The 25,919-nt window shown below is 65.8% G+C and carries 23 protein-coding genes and 1 pseudogene; 9 read left to right on the top strand and 15 right to left on the bottom strand.

Annotated features, from left to right (window positions below; translation table 11 throughout):
* Nucleotides 1-54: 54 nt before the first annotated feature.
* The 4 genes from cysC to ACWEFV_RS05985 all read right to left on the bottom strand — a co-directional run bounded on the left by cysC (nt 55) and on the right by ACWEFV_RS05985 (nt 5,077).
* A complete protein-coding gene (gene cysC / locus ACWEFV_RS06000) occupies nt 55-1,914 on the bottom strand; it encodes an adenylyl-sulfate kinase (RefSeq protein ID WP_450069436.1) in 1,860 nt (619 codons plus the stop codon).
* The gene (gene cysD / locus ACWEFV_RS05995) at nt 1,914-2,828 is read right to left on the bottom strand and encodes a sulfate adenylyltransferase subunit CysD (RefSeq protein ID WP_450069435.1); all 915 of its coding nucleotides are present in this window, start codon (nt 2,826-2,828) and stop codon (nt 1,914-1,916) included. The genes cysC and cysD overlap by 1 nt, the downstream gene beginning before the upstream one ends.
* The gene (stf0, locus tag ACWEFV_RS05990; RefSeq protein WP_450069434.1) at nt 2,825-3,628 is read right to left on the bottom strand and encodes a trehalose 2-sulfotransferase; all 804 of its coding nucleotides are present in this window, start codon (nt 3,626-3,628) and stop codon (nt 2,825-2,827) included. The genes cysD and stf0 overlap by 4 nt, the downstream gene beginning before the upstream one ends.
* 78 nt (nt 3,629-3,706) lie before the next feature.
* Nucleotides 3,707-5,077 (bottom strand): sulfatase family protein, encoded by a 1,371-nt coding sequence (locus ACWEFV_RS05985; RefSeq protein WP_450069433.1) that lies wholly within the window; start codon nt 5,075-5,077, stop codon nt 3,707-3,709.
* A 113-nt stretch (nt 5,078-5,190) separates the two neighbouring features.
* Between ACWEFV_RS05985 and ACWEFV_RS05980 the strand changes: the two genes are divergently transcribed.
* Complete coding sequence (locus ACWEFV_RS05980) at nt 5,191-5,910, top strand: TetR/AcrR family transcriptional regulator (RefSeq protein WP_450069432.1); 720 nt, start codon at nt 5,191-5,193, stop codon at nt 5,908-5,910.
* Here ACWEFV_RS05980 and ACWEFV_RS05975 read toward each other — a convergent pair.
* Nucleotides 5,907-6,389 carry a hypothetical protein gene (locus tag ACWEFV_RS05975; protein WP_450069431.1) on the bottom strand — a complete coding sequence of 161 codons (483 nt, stop codon included), beginning with the start codon at nt 6,387-6,389 and terminating at the stop codon, nt 5,907-5,909. The genes ACWEFV_RS05980 and ACWEFV_RS05975 overlap by 4 nt on opposite strands.
* A gap of 85 nt (nt 6,390-6,474) precedes the next feature.
* Here ACWEFV_RS05975 and ACWEFV_RS05970 point away from each other — a divergent pair, with 85 nt between their 5' ends.
* Nucleotides 6,475-7,122, top strand: coding sequence for a phosphatase PAP2 family protein (locus tag ACWEFV_RS05970; RefSeq protein ID WP_450069430.1), 648 nt, complete (start codon nt 6,475-6,477; stop codon nt 7,120-7,122).
* Here the strand turns inward: ACWEFV_RS05970 and ACWEFV_RS05965 are convergent.
* Entirely contained in the window at nt 7,076-8,539 is a 1,464-nt protein-coding gene (locus ACWEFV_RS05965) for a bifunctional phosphatase PAP2/diacylglycerol kinase family protein (RefSeq protein WP_450069429.1), read from the bottom strand. The two genes, ACWEFV_RS05970 and ACWEFV_RS05965, sit on opposite strands and share 47 nt — an antisense overlap.
* Before the next feature lie 78 nt (nt 8,540-8,617).
* On the opposite strand from ACWEFV_RS05965, the gene ACWEFV_RS05960 reads away from it, so the two are divergent.
* Nucleotides 8,618-9,271, top strand: coding sequence for a L,D-transpeptidase family protein (locus ACWEFV_RS05960; protein WP_450069428.1), 654 nt, complete (start codon nt 8,618-8,620; stop codon nt 9,269-9,271).
* Between the two features lie 4 nt (nt 9,272-9,275).
* Here ACWEFV_RS05960 and ACWEFV_RS05955 read toward each other — a convergent pair whose 3' ends face one another.
* Nucleotides 9,276-9,734 (bottom strand): nuclear transport factor 2 family protein, encoded by a 459-nt coding sequence (locus tag ACWEFV_RS05955; protein ID WP_450069427.1) that lies wholly within the window; start codon nt 9,732-9,734, stop codon nt 9,276-9,278.
* A gap of 302 nt (nt 9,735-10,036) precedes the next feature.
* Here ACWEFV_RS05955 and ACWEFV_RS05950 point away from each other — a divergent pair, with 302 nt between their 5' ends.
* The 3 genes from ACWEFV_RS05950 (at nt 10,037) to ACWEFV_RS05940 (ending at nt 13,349) form a co-directional block, all read left to right on the top strand.
* The gene (locus ACWEFV_RS05950) at nt 10,037-11,890 is read left to right on the top strand and encodes an Hsp70 family protein (RefSeq protein WP_450069426.1); all 1,854 of its coding nucleotides are present in this window, start codon (nt 10,037-10,039) and stop codon (nt 11,888-11,890) included.
* Between the two features lie 49 nt (nt 11,891-11,939).
* Complete coding sequence (locus ACWEFV_RS05945; protein ID WP_450069425.1) at nt 11,940-12,383, top strand: cupin domain-containing protein; 444 nt, start codon at nt 11,940-11,942, stop codon at nt 12,381-12,383.
* Nucleotides 12,384-12,470: 87 nt separating this feature from the next.
* Complete coding sequence (locus tag ACWEFV_RS05940; protein WP_450069742.1) at nt 12,471-13,349, top strand: glycoside hydrolase family 16 protein; 879 nt, start codon at nt 12,471-12,473, stop codon at nt 13,347-13,349.
* Nucleotides 13,350-13,485: 136 nt separating this feature from the next.
* On the opposite strand, the pseudogene ACWEFV_RS05935 reads toward ACWEFV_RS05940, so the two are convergent.
* The 6 genes and pseudogenes from ACWEFV_RS05935 to ACWEFV_RS05910 form a co-directional block, all read right to left on the bottom strand.
* Nucleotides 13,486-13,764, bottom strand: a pseudogene (locus ACWEFV_RS05935) (dehydrogenase); the annotation flags it as partial.
* Between the two features lie 121 nt (nt 13,765-13,885).
* Nucleotides 13,886-15,469 carry an outer membrane porin GjpA gene (gene gjpA, locus ACWEFV_RS05930; RefSeq protein ID WP_450069424.1) on the bottom strand — a complete coding sequence of 528 codons (1,584 nt, stop codon included), beginning with the start codon at nt 15,467-15,469 and terminating at the stop codon, nt 13,886-13,888.
* Between the two features lie 21 nt (nt 15,470-15,490).
* The gene (locus tag ACWEFV_RS05925) at nt 15,491-16,639 is read right to left on the bottom strand and encodes a hypothetical protein (protein WP_450069423.1); all 1,149 of its coding nucleotides are present in this window, start codon (nt 16,637-16,639) and stop codon (nt 15,491-15,493) included.
* A 132-nt stretch (nt 16,640-16,771) separates the two neighbouring features.
* Complete coding sequence (locus tag ACWEFV_RS05920; protein ID WP_450069422.1) at nt 16,772-17,632, bottom strand: helix-turn-helix transcriptional regulator; 861 nt, start codon at nt 17,630-17,632, stop codon at nt 16,772-16,774.
* Nucleotides 17,633-17,730: 98 nt separating this feature from the next.
* On the bottom strand, nt 17,731-18,828 hold the full coding sequence (locus ACWEFV_RS05915) for a hypothetical protein (RefSeq protein WP_450069421.1): 1,098 nt from the start codon (nt 18,826-18,828) through the stop codon (nt 17,731-17,733).
* Between the two features lie 534 nt (nt 18,829-19,362).
* Nucleotides 19,363-20,685, bottom strand: a complete 1,323-nt coding sequence (locus tag ACWEFV_RS05910) for a hypothetical protein (RefSeq protein ID WP_450069420.1) — start codon at nt 20,683-20,685, stop codon at nt 19,363-19,365.
* Between the two features lie 215 nt (nt 20,686-20,900).
* On the opposite strand from ACWEFV_RS05910, the gene ACWEFV_RS05905 reads away from it, so the two are divergent.
* A complete protein-coding gene (locus tag ACWEFV_RS05905) occupies nt 20,901-21,755 on the top strand; it encodes a helix-turn-helix domain-containing protein (RefSeq protein ID WP_450069419.1) in 855 nt (284 codons plus the stop codon).
* Nucleotides 21,756-21,805: 50 nt separating this feature from the next.
* Here ACWEFV_RS05905 and ACWEFV_RS05900 read toward each other — a convergent pair whose 3' ends face one another.
* Nucleotides 21,806-23,068, bottom strand: coding sequence for a hypothetical protein (locus ACWEFV_RS05900; RefSeq protein WP_450069418.1), 1,263 nt, complete (start codon nt 23,066-23,068; stop codon nt 21,806-21,808).
* A gap of 55 nt (nt 23,069-23,123) precedes the next feature.
* Nucleotides 23,124-23,978, bottom strand: a complete 855-nt coding sequence (locus tag ACWEFV_RS05895; protein ID WP_450069417.1) for a helix-turn-helix transcriptional regulator — start codon at nt 23,976-23,978, stop codon at nt 23,124-23,126.
* A 271-nt stretch (nt 23,979-24,249) separates the two neighbouring features.
* Here ACWEFV_RS05895 and ACWEFV_RS05890 point away from each other — a divergent pair, with 271 nt between their 5' ends.
* Both ACWEFV_RS05890 and ACWEFV_RS05885 read left to right on the top strand, forming a co-directional pair.
* A complete protein-coding gene (locus ACWEFV_RS05890; protein WP_450069416.1) occupies nt 24,250-24,933 on the top strand; it encodes a hypothetical protein in 684 nt (227 codons plus the stop codon).
* A gap of 63 nt (nt 24,934-24,996) precedes the next feature.
* Nucleotides 24,997-25,899, top strand: coding sequence for a hypothetical protein (locus tag ACWEFV_RS05885; protein ID WP_450069741.1), 903 nt, complete (start codon nt 24,997-24,999; stop codon nt 25,897-25,899).
* The last annotated feature ends 20 nt before the right edge of the window (nt 25,900-25,919 follow it).

The raw sequence follows: 25,919 nt of genomic DNA, 5'->3' as shown, positions 1-25,919 counted from the left end.
GATTTCGGTGCATTCAACGGCGCTGACCGCCGCTGAATGCACCCAAATCGCTGGTTAGCGGCGGGTGTTGAGCAAGTCGATGACCTGCTGGACCAGGTCGTCGATGACGGCGCCGGTGGTGTCGAGCACCAGGTCGGGATTCTCGGGCGCCTCGTAGGGAGCGTCGACACCGGTGAGCCCGCTGAGCTCACCGGCCCGGGCCCGCGCATAGAGCCCCTTGGGATCGCGGCGCTCGCACTCGGCCAGTGACGTCGCCACGTGTACTTCGATGAACGGCAGCTTGGCGGCGTCGTTGAGGGCCCGCGCGGTGTCCCGGTCGGACTTCAGTGGCGACACCAACGACGCCAGCGCCACCACGCCCGCATCGGCCAGCAGCCGGGTCAAATGTCCGACGCGGCGGATGTTCTCGGTCCGGTCACCGGCCGAGAAGCCGAGATCATCGGACAGGCCGTGACGCAGGTTGTCCCCGTCGAGCAGGTAGGCCACCTGGCCCGATTCGACCAGGGCCCGCTCGACGGCCACCGCCAGCGTGGATTTACCGGAGGCGGGCAGGCCGGTGAACCAGATGGTGGCGCCGCGCTGGCCCGTGCTGTTCCAGCGGTAGTCGCGGTCCAGTGACGACGGATGCCATTTGATGTCGGACCGGTTGTGCCCGCTCGGCTTGAGTTCACGCGCATGCAGGATGATCCCGGCACCGACGGTGTCGTTGGACACCTCGTCGATCAGGATGAACGCACCGTTGTCGCGGTTGTCGGCGTAGTTGTCGGCCACCAGCACCGAGCTGGTCCGCAACGTGACGGAGCCGATGTCGTTGAGCGCCAGCTCAACCGGGGACTCGACCTCGTCGAGGGTCTCCGGATCGAGCTTGGTGTGCAACTCCTGGACCGTGGCCCGTACCGTGCGGGTGCCCTGCTTGAGGGCCAGCCGGTCGCCGGCGCGCAGCGGGTTGTCGAAGAACCAGCACACCGTCGCGTCGATCTCGCGGGCCAGCACCGGCACCACGGCCTCCGAGGAGCCGCTGACGAAGACGTCGCCGCGCCCGACGTCGATGTCGTCGGCCAGCTCGATCGAAACCGAGAGCGGTGCAACGCCTATCGATCGGTCATCGTCCAGGGTATCCAGGGCTGTCACGATGGAGCGGGTGCCGGCCGGCAGGCTGACGACGGGGTCACCGACCTGAAGCGTGCCCGCGGACAGCCTGCCGGTGTAGCGGCGACGCTGTTCGGTAGTCGGCCGGGACACCCACTGCACGGCCAGCCGCAGGCTCGCCGGGTCGGCATGCGGCGCTGCCAGTTCGATGCCTTCGAGGTATTCGAGCAGGGTGGGCCCGTCGTACCAGGGGGTGTTCTGGGAGCGGTGGACCACGTTGTCACCGAGCTTGGCGGCGATCGGGATGACGGTGAGATCGAGCCCGCCGAGCCGGTCGGCGACCTGTTGCAGCTCCTGCTCGACCTCGGCGAACCGGCCCTTGTCGAAGTCGACCAGGTCGATCTTGTTGACCGTGGCGACGAAGTGCTTGATGCCCAACAGTTTTGCGATGCGGGCATGGCGCCGGGTCTGGCGCAGCACCCCGGCCCGGGCATCCACCAGCAGGATGGCCACGTGCGCATTGGAGGCGCCGGTGAACATGTTGCGGGTGTAGCGCTCGTGCCCGGGAGTGTCGGCCAGGATGTAACTGCGGGTGGCGGTCGAGAAGAACCGGTAGGCCACGTCGATGGTGATGCCCTGCTCCCGTTCGGCCCGCAAGCCGTCCGACAGCGCCGCCAGATCGGCGACGCCGTCCGAACCGGTCACGGCCTCAAGATGATCCAGCGGCAGGCTGTCGGTGTCGTGCAGCAGGCGGCCGATCAGGGTGCTCTTGCCGTCATCGACCGAACCGGCGGTGGTGATGCGCAGCAGCTGACGGGTAGACATCAGAAATAGCCCTCTCGTTTGCGGTCTTCCATCGCGGCGACGGACGTGCGGTCATCGGCGCGGGTCTCACCGCGTTCGGAGACGGTGGCCGCCGAGATCTCGGTGATCACCCGGTCGATGGTGGTGGCCTCCGACCGCACGGCTCCCGTGATGGTGAGATCGCCGACCGTGCGGTAGCGCACCCACTCCACCGCCGCGCGCTCGGCACCGACCGGCTGGGCGTACTCCGAGACTGCGAGCAGGATGCCGTCGCGTTCGAAGACCTCGCGTTCGTGGGCGAAGTAGATCGACGGCAGCTCAAGGTTTTCCAGCTCGATGTAGCGCCAGATGTCCAGCTCGGTCCAGTTCGACAGTGGGAACACCCGGACCTGCTCACCCTTGCGGATCCGGCCGTTGTACAGCGACCACGGTTCGGGGCGCTGGGCCCGCGGATCCCACTGACCGAACTCGTCGCGGAAACTCAGGATGCGTTCCTTGGCACGTGCCCGCTCCTCGTCACGGCGGGCGCCGCCGAACGCCGCGTCGAATCCGCCGGCCTCCAGCGCGTCCAGCAGCGTGCGGGTCTGCTGCCGGTTGCGGGAGGCTCCCGGCCCCGGATCGGCGACCCGGCCGCTGTCGATGGTCTCCTGCACCGAGGCCACGACCAGCTTGTGCCCGACGCCGGTGGTGCGGCGGTCGCGGAATTCGATGACCTCGCCGAAGTTGTGCCCGGTGTCCACGTGCAGCACCGGGAACGGCAACGGCGAAGGGCGGAAAGCCTTCTCGGCCAGGCGCAGCAGGACGATGGAATCCTTGCCGGCGGAGAACAGCAGCACCGGGCGCTGCAACTCGGCAACCACCTCGCGGATGATGTGCACCGCTTCGGCTTCCAGCAGCCGCAATTCGTCGACATGCAAAAGATCAGTGGCCGTCATACCGGCAACCCCTCCTTCTCGGCATCGCGGCGGTAGCGATCCACCCATTCGTCGGACCGCTGGTCGGCCTGGCGTTCCAGCACCGGATGCGGGGCCAGTCGCGGGTCCAGGCCGAGTGCCTCGAGCACCGTGGCCACCACGGTCGTGAGGTTGCGCCACAGAAAGGGATACGACACCTCGATGGGGGAGATGTTCTCCTCGACGAACCAGGAGCGCCAGCCCTCCTCCTGGGCCTGCAGCAGCTTGATCACATGGGCGATGGCGCCGGCGTGGTACTCGGCGCGGGCATCGCGCATCGGATCGGCCCGGCCGCGCCAGACCCTGGTCTGCACCGCCCGCCAGAACGAAACCGCCTGTGACACAACATCGGGGCGGTAGACGTGGATCAGCACCGGGTCGCTGCCGATGACGTCGCGGATCGCGGCGAGCAGACCGGGCCCGGAGCGCTCGGGCAGGCCCTCGGCGCGTTCCAGCAGCAACGGGGTCTGGTTCCACATCAGCTTGCCGCCCCACACCCCGTTGGGGGTTCGGCCGACGGTGCGGACGTAGTCGCGCCAGATCTCCGACGGGGCCAGATCCGGCTTGCCCTCGACCAGCGGATCGAGCAGGCGCAGGATCGACTCGTCCTCGACGCCGGCGAACCATTCCCGGGGCTGCGGCGACATGCTGGTGGTCGGCAGGTACTGGAAGAACTCCTGGGGCTCACCGGCCATGCCGGTGGCGCGCAGGGATTCCACCAGCAAGGTGCTCCCGCTGCGCTGGGAAGCGAGCACCAGGTAGGCAGTCGGATGATCTGACATGGGCGAGACTCTAACCATCATTGATTTGCGGCGCCTATTCGAAGAAGCGTCAAGAGTTTTTATTCACCGAGATGAAAACTATTGATGGGTATCGGTGATGCCACGGTCGGTGGCGATGGCAGATCGGCTGGTGGCGGGACGGCCGTGAATGCTCAGATATGTCTGGGTATAACGCTCCGAAATGCGGGTGCCCGCGAATTCGGAGGGTATGACGTCGAGGGTCTTCTGGCGCCAGTCGTTCAACAACAGTGCGAGGTTCTCCGCGATCGCCTCGTCCTTGTCGGTGGCATCGGGTCCGAGCAGGTTGTTGCGTTCGGTCGGGTCCGCGACGAGGTCGTACAGTTCGCGACCGGGCCGGGGGCTCAGGACCGTGTCGCCGAGCACCCGTCCGGGTGGGCTGTCGGCGATATCCCACGGCAGGTCCAACAATGGCCGTGCCGCGTAATTCTCGATATAGCTGTATTCCTTTGTGCGGATGGCTCGAATGGGGTCGAAAGAATCGTGATAGGTCTTTGTGGTGTACACCTCGGATCGGATCTCGCCGGTTTCCGTGGAGGTTGCCCGGAGGTTGCTGGCGTGTGACAGCCCTTCGACGTCGCCGGGGATATCGACGCCGAGCAACTCCAGCAGGGTGGGCAGCAGATCGACCCCGCTGAACAACTCGTCGTAGCGGCGCGGCGCAACGGCAGAACCCCGCGGCGGACGCACGATGAGTGCGATGCCGGTGCCTGCGTCGTACAGCGTCGACTTGGCCCGCGGCAGCGCCGGCCCGTGGTCGGTCATGAAGACCACCCACGTGCTCTCGTCGAGGCCGGCCGCGGCCAGGGCATCGAGCAGTTCGCCCACCTTCGCGTCGGCTACCGCGATCGATCCATAGAACTCGGCGAGATCGTCGCGCACGTCGCCGGTGTCGGGCAGATAGTCGGGCACCTCGACGGTCGCCGATTCGGCCGGTTCATACCGGTCTCGGGGATATGGGCGGTGCGTCTCGAAGAATCCGGCGGTCAACAGGAACGGCTGTTGCGGAGCATCGGCCAGCCAAGCGGTGGCCTGCTCGACGACATACTCGCAGAACGAATTCGACACGTCGAACTCGTCGTAGCCCAGGTTGGCCGGGTACGAGGTCTCGTGTTGCATGCCGAACAGTGCGGTGTGCCAACCTGATTCGGCGAGAAGGTGGGGCAGGGTGCGTACCCCGGCGCGGTACTCCCAGCCATGGTGCGCCAGGCCCACCAGGCCGTTGCTCTGCGGGTACCGGCCGGTGAACAGCGATCCTCGCGACGGTGAGCACAACGGCGCGGTGGCGTGTGCGCGGGTGAACAGGATTCCCTCGGCGGCGAGCTGGTCGAGGTGTGGGCTGGCCACGTCGGGGCGGCCGTATGCGCCGAGATAGCGCCCGAGGTCATGCCAGTGCACGACCAGCAGGTTCTGGTGTAGCGGCTCGGTCACGTCACATCCTTTCCGTCCACCCTACGACCGAACAGGCTGAACCTTTGGCCCGCAACCGTTTGGCTCACCGAGAGCCACTTATTCGACGGGGCGTCGTCGGTAGGGTGGAGGCCATGCCGACTGCCACCGAACCTGCTGTGGTCAGCGGCTACGACGCCCGCTGGGAGCAGCACAACACCGAGCGGCGCGCCCAGATCCTGCAGGCGGCGGTCGCCTTGATCGAGGAGAATCCACCGGGCGCCGAGATCTCCATGCTGCGTATCGCGGACCGCGCCGGGGTGGCGAAGTCGGTGGTGTACCGCCAATTCGCCGGCAAGGACGAGCTCGAGCGACGGGTCCGCTCCTATGTGTTCGACGATTTCGCGGCGGTGCTCGACCCCAACCTCGATATCTCCTACGGCTCGCTGCGCGAGATCCTGACCCGCACCGTGGCGGCGGTGGCCGATTGGATGCTCGATCACCCGCGCCTCGACGAGTTCGTCCGGCGCGGGCCGACATTCGACGGCGACGGCTCGCTGGACGCGATGAGCGAGCTCAAGCTCCGCATGACCGGGCAGTCCGAGGGGATCATCGCCACGATCGCCCAGACCATCGGGGTGGATGACACCGCGTTCAAAACGGTCCCGTTCGCGGTGGTGACGATGGTGGAAGCCACCGTGTCGGCGTGGATCCGCGGTGCGGCGCCGGAGCGGTCACGCGAAGAGATCGTGACGCACCTGGCCGATTTCGCCTGGTACGTCCTGGACGGCGCGGCCCGCGCGAGCGGGCTGGAGATCAACCGCGACGACGAGTTCACCGCGGTGATCGCCGCGCTGATGAACCGTCAGAACTAAGGGTGGTACGGCACCCCGACAGCGCGGAAAACGTATTCGGGCCCGACGTCGAAGGCCAGGGACCGGCGGGGCAGCTGCGTCAGGATCTCGTCCGGTATCGCGGTCTTGTAGTGCAGCGACAATCGGCCGCGGCAGCGCCGGTCGATCTCGGCCACATCGGCCGTCAGGGTGAGCCCGGTCGGGTCGAGTTCGGCGTGCATCGCACCGACCTGCGGCGCTGACCACGGTTGGTCGATGCTGCGGCCGGCAAGCTTGGGCAGGGTGGACATGGTGGCCAGCGCGCGGTAGTTGGTCAGAGCCAGCGCACCGGCATAACTGGCGACGCTGCCCGCCGACCGCAGGCCCGGGATCGTTCCGGTGAACCGCCTGGTCACCGGGACGTATTCGGCCAGAAAGAGGATGCCTTCGGCTTCGGCTTCGGCCCGCAGACCCTCCGGCAGTGCGCCGATGTGCATCAGCTTTCGCAGGATCAGTGCCATGTGTTCGACGGTAGCGCGCAAACATGGCAAATCGGTTGGAGCTGGTAGAGATGATCTGGTGAAAACCGGGGCCAGGTGGCTGATCGTGAGCGCGGTAGTGGCCGTCGCGGTGTACGCGGCGCTGTGGGTCGGCTACGCGATGCAGTGGACTTGGCTGGCCGACCTGGACGACGCCGGGCTGGCCGGCCCGTACCGGTACGGCGCGGCGCACCCGGGCTGGGTGACGGCCTGGAACGTGTTCTGCACGGTGCTCGGGCCCTTCGCGTTCCGGTTGCTGGCGCTGGTGATGATCGTCGTTGCGCTGCGGCGACGACAACGGCGTATCGCGCTATTCCTGCTCTTGACCGTTGAGCTCAGCGCGGTGACGACCGAGGTGGCCAAATTTCTGGCAGATCGTCCGCGCCCGGCCACCGCACTGGTCCACGCGCTCTCGACCTCGTTCCCGTCCGGGCACGCGCTGGGCGTGATGGTCTCGGCGCTGGCCCTGTCGGTTCTTGCCTGGCCGACGCTTCGCCCGCGGCAGCGGGGCTGGTGGGTGGCGGCCGGGGTGCTCGTGGTCGTCGCCATCGGGGTGGGGCGGGTCGTGCTCAACGTCCACCACCCCTCCGACGTGATGGCCGGCTGGGCACTGGGCTACTCCTGGTTCGTGGCGGTCTACCTGCTGTGCCCGCCGTATCCGGCAGTCGTCACGGCAGCGGACGAAACACCGGCAGCGCCCGGTACCGCACCGTGAAACTGGCCTCGCTGAGCGCCTCGCCGACCTCGCCGTCGTGGGCCACGGTGGTGGGGCCGTCGACCGCGGTGAACCGGAACTGCGGCACCTGCAGCTCGTGATACAGCGGGCTGCGTTCCAGCCGGCCGAGTGCCACGGCCGTCGCGATGCGCAGCCGGCTGAAGCGCCGCCCGGTCTCCAGGATGCGCACGTCGATCAGCCCATCGTCCAGGCGCGGGCGTTGTGACGGGGCGAATCCGGACGGGAAGTACGTCGAGTTGCCCAGGAAGAACAACTCGGTCTCAAGGGTCTTGTTGTCATAGCTGATCCGGACCGGGGCTTCCCGGCGCAGCGTGAGGTACAGCGCGTACATCCCGGCCAAGCGCTTGCCCATCCGGTGCTCCAGCCTCTCCCGGGTGCGCACGTACTTCGGGTAGGCGCCGATGCTGGCGGTGTTGATCACCATGCGTTCCTCATTGAGGCAGACCAGGTCGACGTAGGCGGCCGAGCCTTCGGCGATCGCCTTGACGGTCTGGGCCACCGAATCGCAGCCGATGTCCTTGGCGAAGTGGTTGAACGTCCCGCCGGGGAACACCGCAAGCGGAACACCCGCGTCGACGGCGATGCCTGCCGCACCCGCCACCGTGCCGTCGCCGCCACCCACGGCGAGCACGTCGGTACGGGCGGCCGTCTCCCGCAGCACCGCCTCGATGTCGTCGTCATCGCCGAGTTCGATGATCTCGGTGCGCGGCAGGGCTTTTCGGACGTCATCGATGATTCGCGCGCCGGTTCCGTCGCCGGAGGCCGGGTTGATCACCAGGGCGACGCCGGCGCCGTCCGGTCGCGGCTCGGTGGGGAACCGCAGCGGATCGGACTTCGGCAGGGTGGCGGCGGGGATGGTGGGGACGACGCGGGCGCCGAGGACCGCGATCGCGGCGCCGATGCCGAATCCGGCGAACACGTCGCCGGGATAGTGCGCGCCGGTGGCGACCCGGGACAACCCGACCAGGCCGGCCAGCAGCGCCAGTGGCAGGCCGGCGGCCGGGGACTCCAGGCCGACACCCACGGCGAAGGCCGCGGCGCTCGCGGAGTGACCGGACGGCAGCGAGTGCGATGTCGGCATGCGTCGGATCCGCCGCGCCACGGGGATCAGGCGGTGATCCGGCCGGGGCCGTTTCCAGATCCGCTTGGCCACCTGATTGGTCACCAGGCTGGTGACGGCCAGGCTGACCACGCCGCGCGCAGCGCCGCGCCGTACCGCCGTGCTGCCCAGCGCGCCCATCGCCGCCGCGATGGCGAACCACAGTTTGGAATGGTCTGCTGCCCTGGTCAGCCCGGGCATCACAGAGTCCAGTAGGGGGCTCGGTGACTCGGCGACCGCCTCAAAGACCTCGCGGTCCAAGGTGCCCAGTCCCTTGCCGATCGCGCGCACGTCCATGGCGCCAACGTAACCGTCGCGACCGGATCGTGCTCCAAGCTTTATCCGGCCGAGAGGGACGGCAACGACGATGGACGGATGCGCCGACTGCTCGCCCTGTTGTGTGCCGGGGTGCTGGCGCTGGCATGCGCGCCCACCGCCGGTGCCGTCGACCCGCCCTGGTTCGCCCCCTCGGTCGGCAACGCCACCCAGGTGATTTCGGTTGTCGGCGTGGGTGGCTCGAAGGCCAAGATGGATGTCTGGCAACGGGGGCCGGCCGGATGGCAGCCGATCGGTGCGGGGATTCCGGCCAACATCGGCGCCAACGGAATGGCGCCGCAGACCCACGACGGTGAGATGAAGACGCCGATGGGTGTGTTCAGTCTCGACTTCGCCTTCGGCACCGCACCCAATCCCGGCGGGGGCCTGCAGTATGTCCAGGTCACCCCGGACCATTGGTGGGACGGCGACATGAAGAGCCCGACCTACAACACCATGCAGGTGTGCCAGAAGGCGCAGTGCCCGTTCAACACCGACCCGAGCAGCGGGACCGAGAACCTGGACATCACGGCCTACAAGCACGCCGTGGTGATGGGCGTCAACAAGGCCAGGGTGCCCGGCAACGGTGGCGCGTTCTTCGTACACACCACCGATGGCGGGCCCACGGCCGGCTGCGTCGCGATCGACGACGCCACCTTGGTGAAGATCATGCAGTGGCTACGGCCCGGCGCCGTGATCGCCGTCGCGAAATAGCGCGTCAAATGTTAAGGGCGGTACCGGGTTCCAGCTTGAAGTTGAGGCCCTCCAGCGACAGCGTGGCGTCGTAGGTGCGGTCGTAGCCGGTGGCGCTGATCTTCCAGCCGTCGGCCGTGCGGCGGTAGCGGTCGTGATAGAACGCCGAGCCGAACAACATGAAGTTCATGTTGGGGATGATCACCCGGTCCTGCAGGTACCAGGTGGCGGTGGCCTCGTCGCCGTTCACCTCGATCTCCGGGTGCGCGACCCGATGCTCGGTGATGACCTCCGGGCCCAGCGAGCTCTTCATGTATTCGACCAGCGAGTCGCGGTCGGTGAAGTGCAGCGTCTTGCCCATGGACTGCCCGTAGTCGCCGGCGATGTCCTCGGTGAGGGTGTCGGCGAACTCGTCCCAGTGCTTGGTATCGAGGGCCCTCAGGTACCGGTATTTGACTTGCTTGATGTCGTCGATGTCACCCATGCCCGACATTGGAGCACACCGTGGGCAGCTGGAATAGCCTCTGTGTCCACTGTGGTGAACGTGCATTCTCTTGCGGCGGAGCCACGGCGTTCGGCGCGAGAAGCCGTACATTCGCCACAGGGGCTGAAACCGTTTGCCGACGTGGCGATTTGATCTTCGTCCAGGGTGACCATTGCTGTTCCTGTGTGCGGCATTAGCGTTGCTGACGTAGTCAAAAGCGCACCGGCCGAACATGCTTGGCCGCGCAGGTGCGGAGTGTCGGAAGGCTCCGGGGCTGCACTGCGGCTATCGTGGCGTGCGTTATGAGCGGCCCGTTGGGGTTGTCGATCGGGACCACCAACTTGGTTGCGGCGCGTGTCGGCAATCAACCTGTCAGCCGGCGTTCGGTGTTGACCTTGTCGACAGACCGGACGCCGCAAGTCGGCATGCCTGAATCCGGCTCCGGTGTCACGTTGAGTGGCTTTGTCGAGCGGGTCGGCGATCCGGTGCCCCTCGTGGCGCCCGACGGTGCGTCCTATCCCGCCGACACCCTGCTGGTCGAAGCCCTCGACGCGATGGTGGACCTGGCGGGCGGACCATCCGATCAGTTGGCCATCGCCGTGCCCGCGCACTGGGGTGCACCCACGATGCGTGCCCTGCGCAATGCGCTGCGCACCAACCCCAGCTTCTCCCGCGACGGCAGGCCGCCCCGGCTCGTCCCCGACGCCGTCGCCTCACTGGCCGCACTGCGGGCCAACCCGGGCCTGCCGCCCAACGGCGTGGTGGCACTGCTGGATTTCGGTGGCGGCGGTACCAGCATCACGCTGGCCGACGCCGCGTCGGCGCTCGAACCCATTGACGAGACCACCCGCTATCCCGATTTCTCCGGTGATCAGATCGACCAGTCGTTGCTGACACATGTGCTTGACGGGGTCGCTCAGGCCGGCGGCATCGATCCAGCCGGCACCGCGGCGGTCGGGTCGTTGGCTCGGCTGCGTGAGGAGTGCCGTCAGGCCAAAGAACGGCTGTCGGCTGACACCGTGACTGATCTGGTGGTGGAACTGCCCGGCTATTCCGCCACCGTGCGGGTGACCCGCACCGAACTCGAGTCGTTGATGCAGGCTCCGCTTGCCGGCGTGTTGGACGCGCTCGAAAAAGCGTTGGAGCGCAACGGGATCAGTTGGCCGGCGGTCTCAGCGGTGGTGACCATCGGGGGCGGTGCCAGCATTCCGCTGGTCACTCAACAACTTTCGGAACACTCGCAGGCCGTGGTGGTGACCACTCCGCAGCCCGCGCTGGACGCTGCGATCGGTGCTGCCTTGTCCGCCGCCTACCTCGCCGAATCTGATGCGCAAACCGGTATGGCGCCGACCCTGGGGGTGGCGGCCGCGGTGCCGACGGCTGGAATCCCTTCCGCCGCACAGGGTTCTGAGGGTTCATCGACGTTCCGGGCGCTGGCGTGGTCTGAAGATGATGCGGGCGACGACGTGGTGCCCTACACCGGACCCGATCTGGTGGATTCCTACGGCAGCGAGACCGCGGCGCGGCCCGCCGTGCAGTACGTCCCGCCGACCGGTCCGATCGAGCAGCCGCGCGGCGGATGGGAGCGGTTGCCGCTGACGGTTTTCGCCGTGGCCGCCGCTCTGGTCCTCGTCGCCATCGGCGGGGTGACGTATGCATTGACCAGTTCGACGGGCAGCGCCCCGAGTTCAGAGGTCAAGCCGCCCGAGCCCAAGCCGTTGCCTCCGCAGGAGGTGGCCCCCAGCCCGGTCGAGGCCCCACCGCCGGCCCCGGTCGAGCCGCCACCCGCGCCTGAGCCGGTCATCGAGGCGCCTCCGCCGGTCACGGTGACCCAAGCACCGCCGCCACCGGTGACCGAGACGCGTGTCGTCACGCAGACGACCACGCCGCCTCCCGTCACGACCACCACCACGACGACCACCACAACAACCACAACGCCGCCGACGACTACAACGACGACGCCGACCACGACCACCACGACGACGAACCCGATGACGACGACATACGTCACCGTGCCGTTCGTCCCGGTGCCGATTCCGATCCAGGTGCCGAACCGGGGTGAGACGCAGCAGCCCCAGCCTCAATACCCGTATCAGCAGCAACCCCAGTACCCGTACCAGCAGCAGCCGCAGTATCCGTTCCAGCCTTTCCAGTGACGAAATACGCTTGAGCGGGCTACCTTTCGATCAACAATCGGGAGGCACTGTGAACCGCATCTATGCCGTCGTCGTCGGAGCCGTCATCGCCACGGGTGTGTCGGCCGCCCCCGCCGCTGCCACGCCCGCTGAGGGCGACGTGGTGCGCACCGATCTGGGCAAAGGCACCACCACCGCACCGATCTGGGTGGTCACCGCGGGCCAGCCCATCACGTTGCACGTGCAGGGCCTGCTGCTCAAACCCGGGGCCGGCAGCGGTTGGCACAGCCATCCCGGATGGGAGCAGTCGGTGATCAACGAGGGCGCCGTGGTGGTGCAGACCGCGGCTGACTGCGCACCGGTGGAGTACACCGCCGGCCAGGCGGTCGTCATTCCCGCCGGGGTGGCGCACCGGGTGACCAATGAGGGCGCCGCCGATGCCGATGTCGTGGTGACCTACACCCTGCCCGCCGACGTTCCGGTGCGTGACGACGCGCCTGCCGTATGTCCCTAGCTGCGGAAACGGGTGTGGCCCTACGAAACTTTGGGCAGGGGTCGGATATCTGCGTAAGAGTTCGGTTAAAGTTCTGCTGTGCCTGAGATGGATCGTCGCAGTGTGATGTTCATGATGGGTCTGGGGGTGGCAGCGGCTGCATTGCCTGCCGGGATGGCGAACGCCGACCCGGCTGTTGGTGATAACCCGCCGGCGCCTGCCCCCGGAGCTCCCACCCCGCCCGCTGCCGCCTCGGCGCAGTCGACCTTCCTGTTCCAGGATGAGTTCAACGGCCCGGCCGGTTCTCCGCCGGATCCGGCGTGGTGGCACCTCGTGCCGGAGCGCGAGATGATCAAGAACCCGGTCGAGTGGGACAAGCCGTTCAACATGGGCCGCTACGTCACCGATACCGACCACGCGTTCCAGGACGGCAAGGGCAACCTGGTGATCCGCGCGACGCGCGGCCCGGGCACCACGATCCAGGAGAAGTACGCGAGCGCCAAAGTCGTCGGAAATTGGCGCGGCGGCATCGGCACCACCTGGGAGGCCCGGGTCAAGCTCAACTGCCTGACCGACGGCGCCTGGCCCGCGTTCTGGCTCCTCAATGACGATCCTGTCCGCGGCGGCGAGGTTGACCTCGTCGAGTGGTACGGCAACCGGGACTGGCCGTCGGGCAGCACCGTGCACGCCCGCCTGGACGGTGAATCGTTCGCCACCGACCCGCACCCCATCGACAGCGGATGGCACACCTGGCGGATGTCGTGGACGCCGACGGGCATGTACTTCTGGAAGGACTATGCCCCCGGCATGGAACCTTTCTTCACGGTTCCGGCGAACTCGTTGGATGACTGGCCCTTCAACGATCCGGGCTACACCCTGGTGCCGGTGTTCAACATCGCCATCGGCGGCTCGGGCGGCCGCGATCCGAGTGGCGGCAACTACCCGGCCGAGATGCTGGTCGACTGGATCCGCGTCTTCCAGGGCTGATTCTTCTTGCGACGAAACTACGGGCTCTGACGTATTTCACGTCAGAGCCCGTAGTTTCGTCGTTTGTGGCGCGCCGCTGGAAGCTCTCGTGAAAGTGTGTTGCGCCAAAGTCCGTCAAAACTTTTGACGGCGCCGGTCAGGGACAGATCGCAGTCCGGAGCTTGCCGGCAGGCGGAGGGCGTAACGCCGACGCGATGTCGCACAGTGCCACCGGCGGCGTGACCAGACACTCCCACGGATAGCGCTCGCGGGTGCGGTCGAGGAATTCGACGGCCTGGTGCAGGTGCCGGGGCTCATAGTTGTGCACACCGGTGATGGTCAGCCATTGCCGTACAACGGTTTCCGGATTCACCGCCAACGGCGGCCCAGGGGTGACCGAGCCGGCCAGCACCAGGGTGCCGCCGATGTCGAGACGGCGTTCCCTGTACCGGGGCGACCGGATGACGTTCACCGCGGTGATGGCCGCGCCATAACAGCAGCTTCACACGGCAATCGACCCCCGCCCGGCCGCCAGGCGAGGGTCGATTGGGTCTGTGTTACTTGGCATCCCCCGAGTTTCCGTCACCTGCGCGGTGTTTGGCCGAACCACTACCACCAGCATCGGATTTGGCTGTGTCAGCCTTGGCCAGCTTGGCGGGCTTGCTGAAGACCTTCTTGACGCCTTCGCCAATCTTGTTGACGGCGTCCGCGATTCCGTCGCGGACATCCGAGGCCACCTTGGCGCTGGCCTTGCCGGGTGTGGCGGCGAGGCTCTGCCGGGTAAGCGGGACCGTTGCTCGTTTTGCGGGTGCGGGCGGAACGGCGGCCATCGTGTCTTCATTCGTGTCGACCGTATCGCTCGTCGTCGGAGCGACGGACGCACTGTTGTCACCGGTAGCCGTAGCCGTGTCCGCGGTGTCAGCGGATTCAAGCTGGGGCCTTTCAGGGATACCAGTAGCTGATGTAACAGCATGTGGCGCCGGGTCGACGGTTGCGTTAGTAGCTGTGCCCTGGTTGATTTCGGGGAACTTCAGGTTGGTGAGCGGGTTACCTTTGCCATCCCACCCGAGTTCCTTCGCAATGACTTGCGACAGCTTGGCCAGCGCTCCTAGCGGGCCCACTGCGTTGCCGGCAATCACCATCGTCGACGGGTTTCCGGCGCCGTCGGGTCGCGTGATGGACAAGCCAATCGAGTTCAGGATCGATCCGCCCATATGGCCGGGGCCGAACGTAACGAGCTCGCCTGCTGGGTTCCACGCTGTGTTACCCGCAGTCAGCAGCCCGCCGAATGCCACGCTGAGTGCGTCGATCGAGGTGCCCTCGGGCATGCTCCCGTTGACCAGCGGCAGTACCGCTGAGAGATCGAGGGTGGCGCCGTTGAAGAATGCGCCGACGACGTTGGCCGGGGTTGCCATTAGCGTCTGGAGAGCGACTGCCGGATCAGTACCCAGCTCTCCGGCGATGGCCTGCACACTGTTGAGCAATGCCACCGCCGGGCTGACGATCGGACCCGCAAAACCGATGAGCACGCCGGACAGAGGTGTGCCCAGGGCCTTGACGACTTCAATGGCGATCTGCACGGTCTGAGGATCCATGTCGGCCGGCAGGTACAGCGGCAGGTACTGGGCCATCACCGTGTGGAGGTAGTCGTTGTTCATCAACAGGCGGCGCCCGAGCGGAAAGGTTCCACTCTCCAGGCCGATATAGGTCAGCCCTTCCAGTACCTTCCGCGCGTTGGCGCCGATGCTCTGGATAACCGTCCCGATGCTGGCTGGGTCGTTGAGGAGGGTGTTGAGATAGCCCACCTGGTTGACGACGGCTTGCTGCACGTCCGGGCCGGGGGCCAGGAAGTACTCGTGCGCGAGTTGAGTCATGTTGGCCGAGGCTGCGTTGAACTGTGTGATCCACGGGTCAACGACGCTATTGGTGAGCGCGGCGAGTTCGACTGACGTACTCGCGGTGCGCGATTGGATATGGGGCGCGGTATCGATGATTGGTGTCGCAGCGATGACGCTGGCGGTGGCCAGTGCTACGCCAGCCGCCGCGTAGGGGCTTAGTGCGCGTTGCATGGGGGATCTCCTTCTTCGGAAGATTCTTCTCAAACGGGTATCGGGTGATTGGGTCGACGGGCGAAATGCCATCCAGCTCTGACGCAGTCGGTGTTACCCGGCGTCGCTCGCCTTGTCGGCATGGGCTGAAGCACTCGTTGACTTTTTCTCAGGCTTGGCGAGTGCCTTCTTCACGTCTTCGCCAATCTTGTTGACTGTGGTGGAGATTCCGTCGCGTACCTCCGAGACGAACTTGGCGGCGGATTTCTTGGTCGTGCTCGTTATCCCGGGCTTCCCGGGCACGGCGACGAGGCTGTCGCGAACGAGCGACCTGGTCTCAGTCGTCGGCGTCTCGGCTGCCGGCGTCGCTTCGCCGGGCGCGTCGACTCCGGTCGCCACGTCCTCGGTCGTCGGCTCCGCCGGCGGTACCTCGACCGACGGGGCGGGGGTGGCCGGCAGCGATACCGCCGCGACCTGGCGATCCGTGGTCGCGGTCAGGAACTCTTCCTCGGGGTCGGGCGGCGGCGGGTTGATGGCCGCTGCGAGGGCAGGACGGGGATCGAGCACGAGTTTCAGATAGTCGGCCTGGTTGATCGCCGCCGATGCGACGTTGGCAATGCCGTGTTGCACGGCATTGACCACGTTCGTCGGATCCCCTGTCGCGATGGATTTGCCGACGGCTTCGATGTTGGCGGCAACGGTCTGGGCGAAGCCGAAACCGGACGCCGCGACACTGATCATTCCCCACGCGTAGTACATCGCCGCCGAGGTGACGCGCTTGGCGATCTCGAACTTGTCCTCGACGAGCCCGACAACCTTCATGTACTGCATGAAGCCCACCCAGACCGGCCCGAAGAACAATCCGATGTAGGTGCCGAGAGCGCCGTCAAGATCGCCTTCGGCCAGCCTCTTCATGGCGACTTCTGTTGTCACCGGAAAGTACTTCACCAAGTTCTGGACCACCGGTGCCAAAGCGGTTGCCATGTCCCCCAGCGCCTTCCCATCCGCGGCGGCCTTGTCGATGATCGCCCTGGTAACGGGGAAGGGGTTGTTCAGCTCGGCCTGGATGGCGTTCTGCACGACGGTGCCCGCTTGGGTGAACACCGGGGCGAAGACCTCGATGGGATTGTCGATCGCTGCGCTGAGCTGAACTGCGTGGGTTTGGACCGCGGGTGGGGGCGCGGCTACCGGTGTGACGGCGATGATGCCGGCGCCGACGAGCGCGACGCCGGCGGTCACATAGGGGCGTAGAGCGAGGGGCAACTCGGTCTCCTTCGGTACGGGTGAGGGTGTCAGCCATCACTGACCGCGCGAAGCTATCTGGAAAGCCGCAGAACGGCATTCACATTCTGTGGCACGTTTGAATTGTCACCTCGACGGGCACGTCGACGGCGCTCAGCAGCCGTCCCGGTAGACCCGTGGTGACACCCCGACGCGGCGCCGGAAGGCGGTGGAGAAGTGACTCGGCCGCGAGAAGCCCACCATTGCACTGATTTCGGCGATAGTTCGCGATGACTTGCGGAGCAGTGACTTGGCGTGTTCGAACCGTAGGTCGAGCAGGTATTGATACGGGGTGGTGTGGAACGCGGCGCGGAATGCCGTGATGAAACCGGGTACCGACATGTCTGCCTGCCGCGCAAGGGTTTCGAGGGTTATCGTCGAGTCGATGCTGTCTTCTAGAGACTTGATGACCTTTGCGCGGGTGGCCGCGTCCAGGGTGCTGGACCGGCGTGCGGCCTGGGGAGGCGGGGTCACCGCGCAGGTTTTGGCGATCACCAAGCGCAGGGTTTCGGCGAGCGAGTCGGTAAGGAGTCGGGTGGCTGTGTCGTCGCGGTCGGCGACGGCGTAGATGCGCTCCACCATCTGATGGATCAGTGGGTTGCGGTGTTTGACACGAGGAACCAGCGTCGTTGGGTCAAGAGCTTGATCGGCGATGGCGATCTCGCAGTATTCGACGGTGTCGCCTTCGATCAGGGACGCGCATTTGTCGCCGGCCGGCACCACCCAGATGTCGCCGACCTTGGGCAGGACCCGGCCCGAGGGGCCCCAATCCAAGTCGGTCTCCATCGAGCGCAGTTTCCCGGCCCGGTGCAGGAACAGCAGATGGCGGGTTTCGTCTAGGCAGCACCATTCGGAGGTGGTGTGGATCTGCTCAGTCGCGAACCTCATGGACATGCCGCGGGACTCGATGTGTCTCTCGCCCAACACGATACGGTTCGCCTGGGGCCGATCGTCGTTCCACGGTTTCAGTGCCACACGCAGACTCCCTGAGTAATCAACGGCTGACTCAACCTGGGCGGCTGCGACCTGGCCGCGATCGAGTGACGATCCCGGCCAGGTCGACTGCGTCGGTGTTACTTGGCATCTCCCGAACTGCCGGAACCGGAACTCTTGTCGGCACCGGTGGAGGCGGTAGCTGACTTCTTCTCGGGCTTGGCGAATGCCTTCTTGACGCTTTCGCCGACCTTGTTGACGGTGGCCGAGATTCCGTCGCGGACATCCGAGGCCACCTTTTCGGCCGGCTTGCTGGTAGCGCCGAGAGACCCGGTCTTGCCGGGGGTTGCGGCCAAGCTCTGGCGGACGAGCGAAGTTGCCGCCTGCTTGGCAGGTTTGGGCGTAACACCCTCTGTCGCAGCTGATTCCGGAGAAGCAGTATCGGTCTCAGGCGCGGCTGGTGCCGGATCTATTGCCAATGCCACCGTCGGCGCCACGGCAGCCTCTGGAACTCTGGACACCTCAGCCGACTGCAATGTGAATGTGATCGGCGGCTTTGGCTTCCCGATTGCTTCGGCGGCACGCTCTTGCCAGTCCACAAAGGCTCTGATCGGGCCATCCACGCCGAGCAGTCCGCCGTGATCGAATGGGGCGTATCCGTTCAGCGCGGCTCCGGCGAGGACGGCAGGTGCATTGAGTGCAATACTTGCTGCCGTTTCGACATCACCGGTCTTGACCGCATCGACAAACCCTTGTGCGCTGTCCTGAAGCGCCCCTTTGATGCTGCCCAAGGTGCCGAAAGCGAAAGTCATACCCGCGGCGATGACAAGGTTGGGCACCATTGCGACAAATTTTTGGACGTTCGTCGTCACTCCATTGATCACGTCAAACGTACCGAGCAGAGGGAACCCGACGCTGAAGGCGGGGTTCACGATGAGTGCGCTGTAAACGCTGTCGATGGCGTCCGCGACATCACCTGCCGCGGCTTGGCTGACTGCCTGCTGCAACAAGCTGACCGAACTGTACGGGCTACTAGGATCTAGCAGACCTCCGATGGCGGTGGCCATCGTCTGCCCGATACCGGCCAGCTTGGTGGCATTCGCCAGCTGATTGGCGATCACCTGGCGCAGGATGGGCGCCGGGTTCTCGGCGATGGCCTGGCCGAGTGCTCCGACGTCGGTAATGGTCGCCGTCAGCACGGAGGCCCAGGTGTCGAGCGGGTTGGTGAATGCCGACAATTCAACTGACGCATGCGACGGCAGTGTGGGTAGGTGGACGTCGGGTGCGGGTGGGGCGAGGGGTGTTGCGGCGATGACGCTGGCGCCGACGAGGGCGACGCCTGCGGTTACGTAGGGTCGTAGAGCGAGACTCAACTCGGTCTCCTTCGGTTCAGATGAGGGTGTCAGTTGTCACTGACTGGCCGAAAAGTACGGTCTGAACCGCAGACGCGCATTCACATTCTTTTCGACTTTTCAAAAATTCCGGTCAAGGGCTTCGAGGTGGGGCGACTCGGGTCAATCGGTCGGTTTCGGGTCATCAGGGGCGTAGCCTGACGCCGATCGCGATTGTTGTGCTTGGGGGTTGTTCGGATGGGATTGAAGCCGTGGGATGGTGGTCGGCTGCTGGCCCCGTACGTAAACCGCTGCGGGTCAATGCATTCGGTGCAGATCGCGTTCGATCGCCGCGGTGGTGACCGTGCCGTAGAAGCGGCTTCACGTGGCAGTCGACCCCCGCCCGGCCGTTAGGCGAGGGCGGGGGCGCCTGCGTCGGTGCTACTTGGCATCTCCCGAACTGCCGGAACCGGAATTCTTGTCGGCACCGGTGGACGCGCTCGCTGACTTTTTCTCGGGCTTGGCGAAGGCCTTCTTGACGCTTTCGCCGATCTTGTTGACGGTGGCCGAGATTCCGTCGCGGACATCCGAGGCCACCTTTTCGGCCGGCTTGTTGGTGGTGCCGAGAGCGCCGGGCTTGCCGGGGGTTGCGACCAAGCTCTGGCGGACGAGCGAAGTTGCCGCCTGCTTGGCGGGTTTGGGCGTAACATCCTCTGTCGCAGCTGATTCCGGAGAAGCAGTTTCAGTCTCAGGTGCGGCTGGTGCCGGATCTGTCGACAGCGTCACCGTCGGTGCCGTTACAGCATCCGGAACCGTAGCCTTCGGTGACAACGTGGTTGCCTTGGAGCCGGTTCCAAACAGCCCTGACAGCGCGGGAGGTGTTGCCGGATCTTGCCAACCGATCGCCTTGGCGATCGTCAGGCGGCTGTTCAGCAGTCTTGCGATGGGGCCGTCGGACCACCAGCCCTCCCAGGGCGGCGTGTCGGGTGTTGGGGGATGCTCGAAAGAGAGAAGCCCGGGGGCGAGGATGCCCCTGGCTGGACTGTCGTAGCCATTGATTAGGGCGTCCGCGACGATCGCGGGCATGGCTGCGAGCGCGTTGAATGCCCCGACCGGGTCCCCGTCTTTGATCGCGTCTACGACCGCTCGGGCACTGTCGCCTGCCGCGTAGCTGGTGCCAACCACCATCGCCACAGCGCTGAGGCCGACGTTAGCCACCACCCCCATGAGGTTCGGGCCCAGGGTAGCGACCACATTCGCGAAGTTTTGCGTGATGTGGACGGGGATGCTGAAGACGTTCAGCATCGGGAGCCCTGCGCCGTAGGCCAGGCTGGTAATGGCGTCGACGAACGTCTGTGCGGCGCCTTGCATATCACCGGACATCAGCTGATTGGAGAACTTCTGAAGGGCAGTGGGCAGAGTGATCGTCAGATAGGTGCTGAGAGCCGTCCCGGCCGTTTGGAGTGCTGTTCCCAGCGTTTGGCCGTAGCCCGACCAGTTGGCGACGATCTGCCCGAGGATTGGGGCGGGATTCTTGGCTATCAGATTGCCTAGCGCCAACAAGTTCTCGGGTGTGTGTGTGAACAAGTTCGCCCAAGCCGCGATGGGATCGACGGCGGCAGTGAGTTCCACCGACGCCGTCGAAACTTGCGGTAGGGCGGCGTCGAAGTCAATCGGGGGAGGACTTATCGGGGTGGCCGCAATGACGCTGGCGCCGACGAGGGCGACGCCTGCGGTTACGTAGGGTCGTAGAGCGAGACTCAACTCGGTCTCCTTCGGTTCAGATGAGGGTGTCAGTTGTCACTGACGGGCCGAAAAGTACGGTCTGAACCGCGAGACCGCATTCACATTCTGTTTGCCTTGCGAAATATTCCGGTCAAGGGCTTCGAGATGGGGCGACTCGGGTCAATCGGTCGGTTTCGGGCCGTCGGGGGCGTAGCCTGGCGCCGATCGCGATTGTTGTGCCTGGGGGTTTTCGCATGGGATTGAAGCCGTGGGATGGTGGCCGGCCGCTGACTCCGCGCGTCGTGCTGGAGCAGAAGGATGTCGCGGCTCGGGGGCTGTCGTTCACGTTCGGGACTGAGCGGATAACGGAGCCCACGGATTGGTGCAGCTTCAGCGACACCCATCATCTGGTGTACGTATACCGCGGCGGCGCAATGCATTCGATGCAGACCGCGCTCGATTGGGGGCCGTCCGGGCAAGTGCCGCCGACATCGGGGGACGTGTGGTGGAAGCCCGCCGGTATTCCATGCGCGGCGTTGGTGCAGGGCGATGTCGCGGGATACTGCGAGATCGCCATTCCGCGTCGGGTGATCGGCGACACCGCGTTGCTACCCCGCATCAAGTACCGGGATCTGCTGATGCAGCACCTGGTCGAGGAGATCTACACCGTCGCCGATCGGGATGATGCGATCGCGCGGTTGCTCACCGACTCCGTCGCCGAGACCATGCGCCTGTTGATCAGGGACAAGTATGCCGAGGCGCCGCCGAAGGCGCGCGAACATCGGGTCTTCGACACCGCTACGCGCAAGATGCTGGTCGAGCATCTCAACGACGGCCTGGATTCGGAGATCCATCTGGACGCTCTGGCGCGGCTGGCCGGGATGCCTGTTCAAGGATTCATCGGTGCTTTCCGTCGTGCTTTTCACACCACGCCGTACCAGTTCCTGCTGGACCTGCGGATCGAACGCGCGAAGACATTGCTGCTGACCACCTCGCAGACCGTCGCGGAAATCGCGTCATCAGTGGGGTTTTCCACGCCGAGTCACTTCGCGAACGCATTCCGGCGGCGCGTGGGAATCTCGCCCAGTGGTTACCGTCAGCGTTCGTGATCGCCGGACGTGCGCCGACCCCTCGCCTAGGAGGGGCCGGCGCGTCGGTGTCAGCCGGCGTCGCCCGCCTTGTCGGCATGGGCTGAAGCACTCGTTGACTTTTTCTCAGGCTTGGCGAGTGTCTTCTTCACGTCTTCGCCAATCTTGTTGACCGTGGCGGAGATTCCGTCGCGTACCTCCGAGACGAACTTGGCGGCGGGTTTCTTGGTCGTGCTTGTTATCCCGGCCTTCCCGGGCACAGCGACGAGGCTCTCGCGCACGGCCGGTCTGACTGTTTCCGCTGAAGTGTCCGAGGCGGCCGCCGCGGGACCTGCTTCAGTTGCTTCTGCCGCCGATGAGGCTGCCGCGTCGCTCACTGTTGTGCCGCTGGTGGTTTCGCTTACGTGTGCTGTGACAGGCGCCTCGATTGCCGGAGCCTCGGCGGCGGGCAGTGACAGCGCCGTCACCTTCGAGGTGACCGCAGCGGTGAGCTCTTCGGGCTCCGGCGGCGGCGGGTTGAGGATGTCGCGGAACTTGGTTCGCGCGTCGTCAACGACAAATCGGTACAAATCGACTGCGCCGAGAGTCGCGGTTGCAATATTGGCGATGCCGTGTTGGATGACGTTGACGATCGTGCCGGGATCGCCTGTGGGCACTGCCTTTACGAGATCGCCGAGCGTATTGGTTACCGCGCCGATGACGCCGTACACCGACAGTAGTTGACCAGGCCCGAGAGACCAGGCGGTCAGGATCGCGGCACCGGTCAAATCCCTCGCGACATCGAACTGGGTCTTCACGAAGCTCTGCAAGTTCATGACCTGCATGAACGTGGTAATGAACGGTCCCATGGCGATAGGCATGAACGCACCGATTGCCCCGGTGAAATCGCCGGCCGCCAGTTTCTGCGCGTAGGTGGTCAATGCCCCCGGGAGGCCGGCCACCAGCCCGGCGTAGGACTGGCCGAGCGTACTGGCGATGTCACCAAGCGTTTTGCCGTCCTTGGCGAGCTTGCCGGCCAGCCCGACGATGATGGGGAACGGATCGTCTATCTCGGCTTGGATCGCATTCTGAATCACGGTGCTCGCCTGGGCGAATACCGGGGAGAAGACCTCGATGGGGTCATCGATCGCCGCGCTGAGTTGTATCGAGTGGGATTGCATTTCAGGCGGGGGCGCGGCCACCGGGGTGACTGCGATGACGCCGGCGCCGACCAAGGCGACACCGGCCGTCATATACGGCCGTAGAGCGAGGTTCAAGAAGGTCTCCTTCGCAACAGCGGGGATGTCAGCTGTTGCTGACCGCGCGAAGGTATCTGGAAAGTCGCCGAACGACATTCGCATTCTTTTGCACGTTCGAATTATTGACTTAGATCGGCCGACGGCCGTGCTCTCAGCGATGGTCGCGGTAGGTGCTCGGCGAGACCCCGACGCGGCGCCGGAACGCGGTGGCGAAATGATTGGGCGTCGAGAACCCCACCATCGCACTGACTTCGGTGACGGTATGCGATGTGTTCCGCAACAGGGACTTGGCGCGTTCGATCCGTCGTTCCAGCAGGAACTGGTACGGGGTGGTGTGAAACGCTGCCCGGAATGCCTTGATGAAGCCGCCCACCGACATTTTCGCCTGCCGCGCAAGTGTTTCCAGAGTGATCTCGGAATCCATGCTGTCTTCGAGGAACGCGATGAGCATCGAACGGGTGGCTGAATCCAGGACGTCGGCCTTGCGCTCGGTCCGGCGCTGGACGGACTCCGTGTAGTTGTCGGTGATCAGCAGTCGCAGGGTTTCACCGATCGACGCCGTGAGCAGACGCGCGACCGCGTCTTTGCGATCGGCGACGTCGTGGATGCGCTCCACCATCTGATGAATCAGCGGGTCGTGGTGCTTGACCCGCGGAATCAGCGTCGTCTCGCCGAGCAGGTGATCCGGGATGGCGATCTCGCAGTATCCCGCGGTGTCCCCTTCGACCAGTGACGCGCACTTGTCCCCGGCCGGCACCACCCACACGTCGCCCACGCTCGGCAGCGCCCGGCCCGATGGGCCCCAGTCCAGATCGGTCTCCATCGAGCGCAGACGTCCGGCGCGGTGCACGAAGACCAGGTGACGGGAGTCGTCGAAACAGCACCAATCGGTCGTGGTGTCGATCTGCTCGGTGGCGAATCGCAGGGACAGGCCGCGAGTGGCCACGGCCGTCTCGCCCAACACCACGCGTCGGGTGAGCGGCCGGTCGTCATTCCAGGGCTTCATCGCCACACGAGACAACCTCCTGGGCGATTTGCGGCTCCGTAAATCTGGACAGGAGCGTAACGACCGGGAGGCAGGACCGAGGTTGTTTTTGCATTGAAATACCTGCCACCACGTGATGGCGGTCCTTAAAAAGGTCCGCGCGCCCGTGACCAATTCGTGACCTTTGACCTGCGTAAACACGCCGCAAATGTCCTTGACAGGTTTCTGAGGAAACTCTCAGAACAGAGGAGTGGTTGCTGCAACGCCAGATAAGTACCCGTATGGTGCCCGTGTGGGCCGACACGTATTAGCCAGCCCCGGTCAGCGCAAACTGCCGGCTGTAGCGGCTGCGATCATCGCGCCGGTCGCTGCGTTCTTCGCAGGCGGCAGTGATGCTCCTCCATCCCCCTTTTCCGACTCGGTCAAACCTGTCGCGGCACCCGCGCCGGCCCAGGAGCCGCCGTGCTGCCTGCAGATCGTGACCGCGCCGTCCGCATCCGCGTCCCCTGTCGTCGCGCAGACCGTGGGCCTGAGCGCCGAGCAGGCGCCGCCCGCCACGGCGTCCCGCTGGCGCGTCATCAACATCCCGCAGCTGCTGCCCGTCGGCGATGCCCCGGAGCGCGGCCTGCAGGTCAAAACCATCCTCGCGTCGCGCAGCGTCAGCGCCGACTTCCCGGAGATCCATGACATCGGCGGCGTCCGGCCGGACGCGCTGCGCTGGCACCCCAACGGTCTGGCGCTCGACGTGATGATCCCCAACCCCGGCAGCGCCCACGGCATCGAACTCGGCAACCGGATCGTCGCCTACGCCCTGAAGAACGCCGACCGGTTCGCCCTGCAGGACGCCATCTGGCGGGGCACCTATTACACGCCCGACGGCGGGGCCAAGGCCGGAGGCTACGGCCACTACGACCATGTCCACCTCACCACCAAGGGGGGCGGCTACCCGACCGGCGGCGAGCTCTACCTGCGCTGAGCGTGGCGTGTCCCCAAGACCAGGGAGCGCTGCGCCGTTTAGATTCCCCTCGTGGCGCGCAGAATGTCGTTCCGCCGGGCGCGATCTGTGATGAGCGCCGAGATCGCCGCGATCCGCCGCACCGATCCCGACTTCGATGCCGGTGACATCGCCGGATTCACCCTGCCGATCCTGGTGCGCGCCCTGGGAGTGGTGGCCATCGGTTTGGTGCCCCTGCTCGTGGTTCGCAACGGGGAGACCGCCAACGAGCAACTGGTCCCGGTCATCGGCTCGCTGGCACTGGTGATCATCTGTGCCGCCGTGGTGGCCTGGCTGATCGCGATCGTCATCTCCGGCCTGGTGGTGATGATCCTGTACCGCACCCGGCCGTCGTCCTCGTCGCGCCTGGTGATGCGCATCCTGACCGACTCGTTCATGCGCATCGACGACTCCACATCGGCGCTGACGCTGCTGGCCCTGCTGGCCGGCCTGCTGTCGCTGGCGTTCGGCCTGCCGACGCGCAGCGGCGACGAGTTGGCCAACTCGGTGCTCGACGACCTGCTGGCCGCGCAGATCGGTGTGCTGCTGGTGGCGCTCGGGTTCTCGTTCATCGCCGAATCGATCCGCTCGGCCGCCGACATCGTCGACGACCAGTCGCTGCTGCTGGCCTGGCCGTGGGCGCTGATCATCGCGTGCCTGAGTTGGGTGCTGGCCACCATCGCCGGACCGTTCGAGGCGACGCGGATGCTGACCATCCTGTTGCACGAATGGTTGCCTGCCGTCGTCGACGATCAGTCCAGCGCCCAGGTGATCGCCGAGCTGGTCCCACCGTCGGCGCGGTGGTGGGTGGCGTTCGGGCCGCTGCCGATCATCGCCGCGATCTGGGCCTACGAGGCATCCCGGCACGGGGGATTCGCTGCGATCCGGCAGTTCTTCGACGACGAAGCGCCCGCCACGGTGCCGGATGCTCCGCGCGACAGCGACTGAACCCGCACGATAGCCTTCGC

Source organism: Mycobacterium sp. NPDC004974 (assembly GCF_053600815.1).
This window is presented reverse-complemented; position numbering and strand designations above follow the sequence as displayed.

What these genes read in the sequence shown, in the direction of transcription:
- cysC (WP_450069436.1), bottom strand. Translation starts at nt 1,914, where the DNA reads ATGTCTACCCGTCAGCTGCTGCGCATCACCACCGCCGGTTCGGTCGAT.
- cysD (WP_450069435.1), bottom strand. Translation starts at nt 2,828, where the DNA reads ATGACGGCCACTGATCTTTTGCATGTCGACGAATTGCGGCTGCTGGAA.
- stf0 (WP_450069434.1), bottom strand. Translation starts at nt 3,628, where the DNA reads ATGTCAGATCATCCGACTGCCTACCTGGTGCTCGCTTCCCAGCGCAGC.
- ACWEFV_RS05980 (WP_450069432.1), top strand. Translation starts at nt 5,191, where the DNA reads ATGCCGACTGCCACCGAACCTGCTGTGGTCAGCGGCTACGACGCCCGC.
- ACWEFV_RS05975 (WP_450069431.1), bottom strand. Translation starts at nt 6,389, where the DNA reads ATGGCACTGATCCTGCGAAAGCTGATGCACATCGGCGCACTGCCGGAG.
- ACWEFV_RS05965 (WP_450069429.1), bottom strand. Translation starts at nt 8,539, where the DNA reads ATGGACGTGCGCGCGATCGGCAAGGGACTGGGCACCTTGGACCGCGAG.
- ACWEFV_RS05960 (WP_450069428.1), top strand. Translation starts at nt 8,618, where the DNA reads ATGCGCCGACTGCTCGCCCTGTTGTGTGCCGGGGTGCTGGCGCTGGCA.
- ACWEFV_RS05955 (WP_450069427.1), bottom strand. Translation starts at nt 9,734, where the DNA reads ATGGGTGACATCGACGACATCAAGCAAGTCAAATACCGGTACCTGAGG.
- ACWEFV_RS05950 (WP_450069426.1), top strand. Translation starts at nt 10,037, where the DNA reads ATGAGCGGCCCGTTGGGGTTGTCGATCGGGACCACCAACTTGGTTGCG.
- ACWEFV_RS05940 (WP_450069742.1), top strand. Translation starts at nt 12,471, where the DNA reads ATGGATCGTCGCAGTGTGATGTTCATGATGGGTCTGGGGGTGGCAGCG.
- gjpA (WP_450069424.1), bottom strand. Translation starts at nt 15,469, where the DNA reads ATGGCATTTCGCCCGTCGACCCAATCACCCGATACCCGTTTGAGAAGA.
- ACWEFV_RS05905 (WP_450069419.1), top strand. Translation starts at nt 20,901, where the DNA reads ATGGGATTGAAGCCGTGGGATGGTGGCCGGCCGCTGACTCCGCGCGTC.
- ACWEFV_RS05900 (WP_450069418.1), bottom strand. Translation starts at nt 23,068, where the DNA reads ATGTCGTTCGGCGACTTTCCAGATACCTTCGCGCGGTCAGCAACAGCT.
- ACWEFV_RS05895 (WP_450069417.1), bottom strand. Translation starts at nt 23,978, where the DNA reads ATGAAGCCCTGGAATGACGACCGGCCGCTCACCCGACGCGTGGTGTTG.
- ACWEFV_RS05885 (WP_450069741.1), top strand. Translation starts at nt 24,997, where the DNA reads ATGTCGTTCCGCCGGGCGCGATCTGTGATGAGCGCCGAGATCGCCGCG.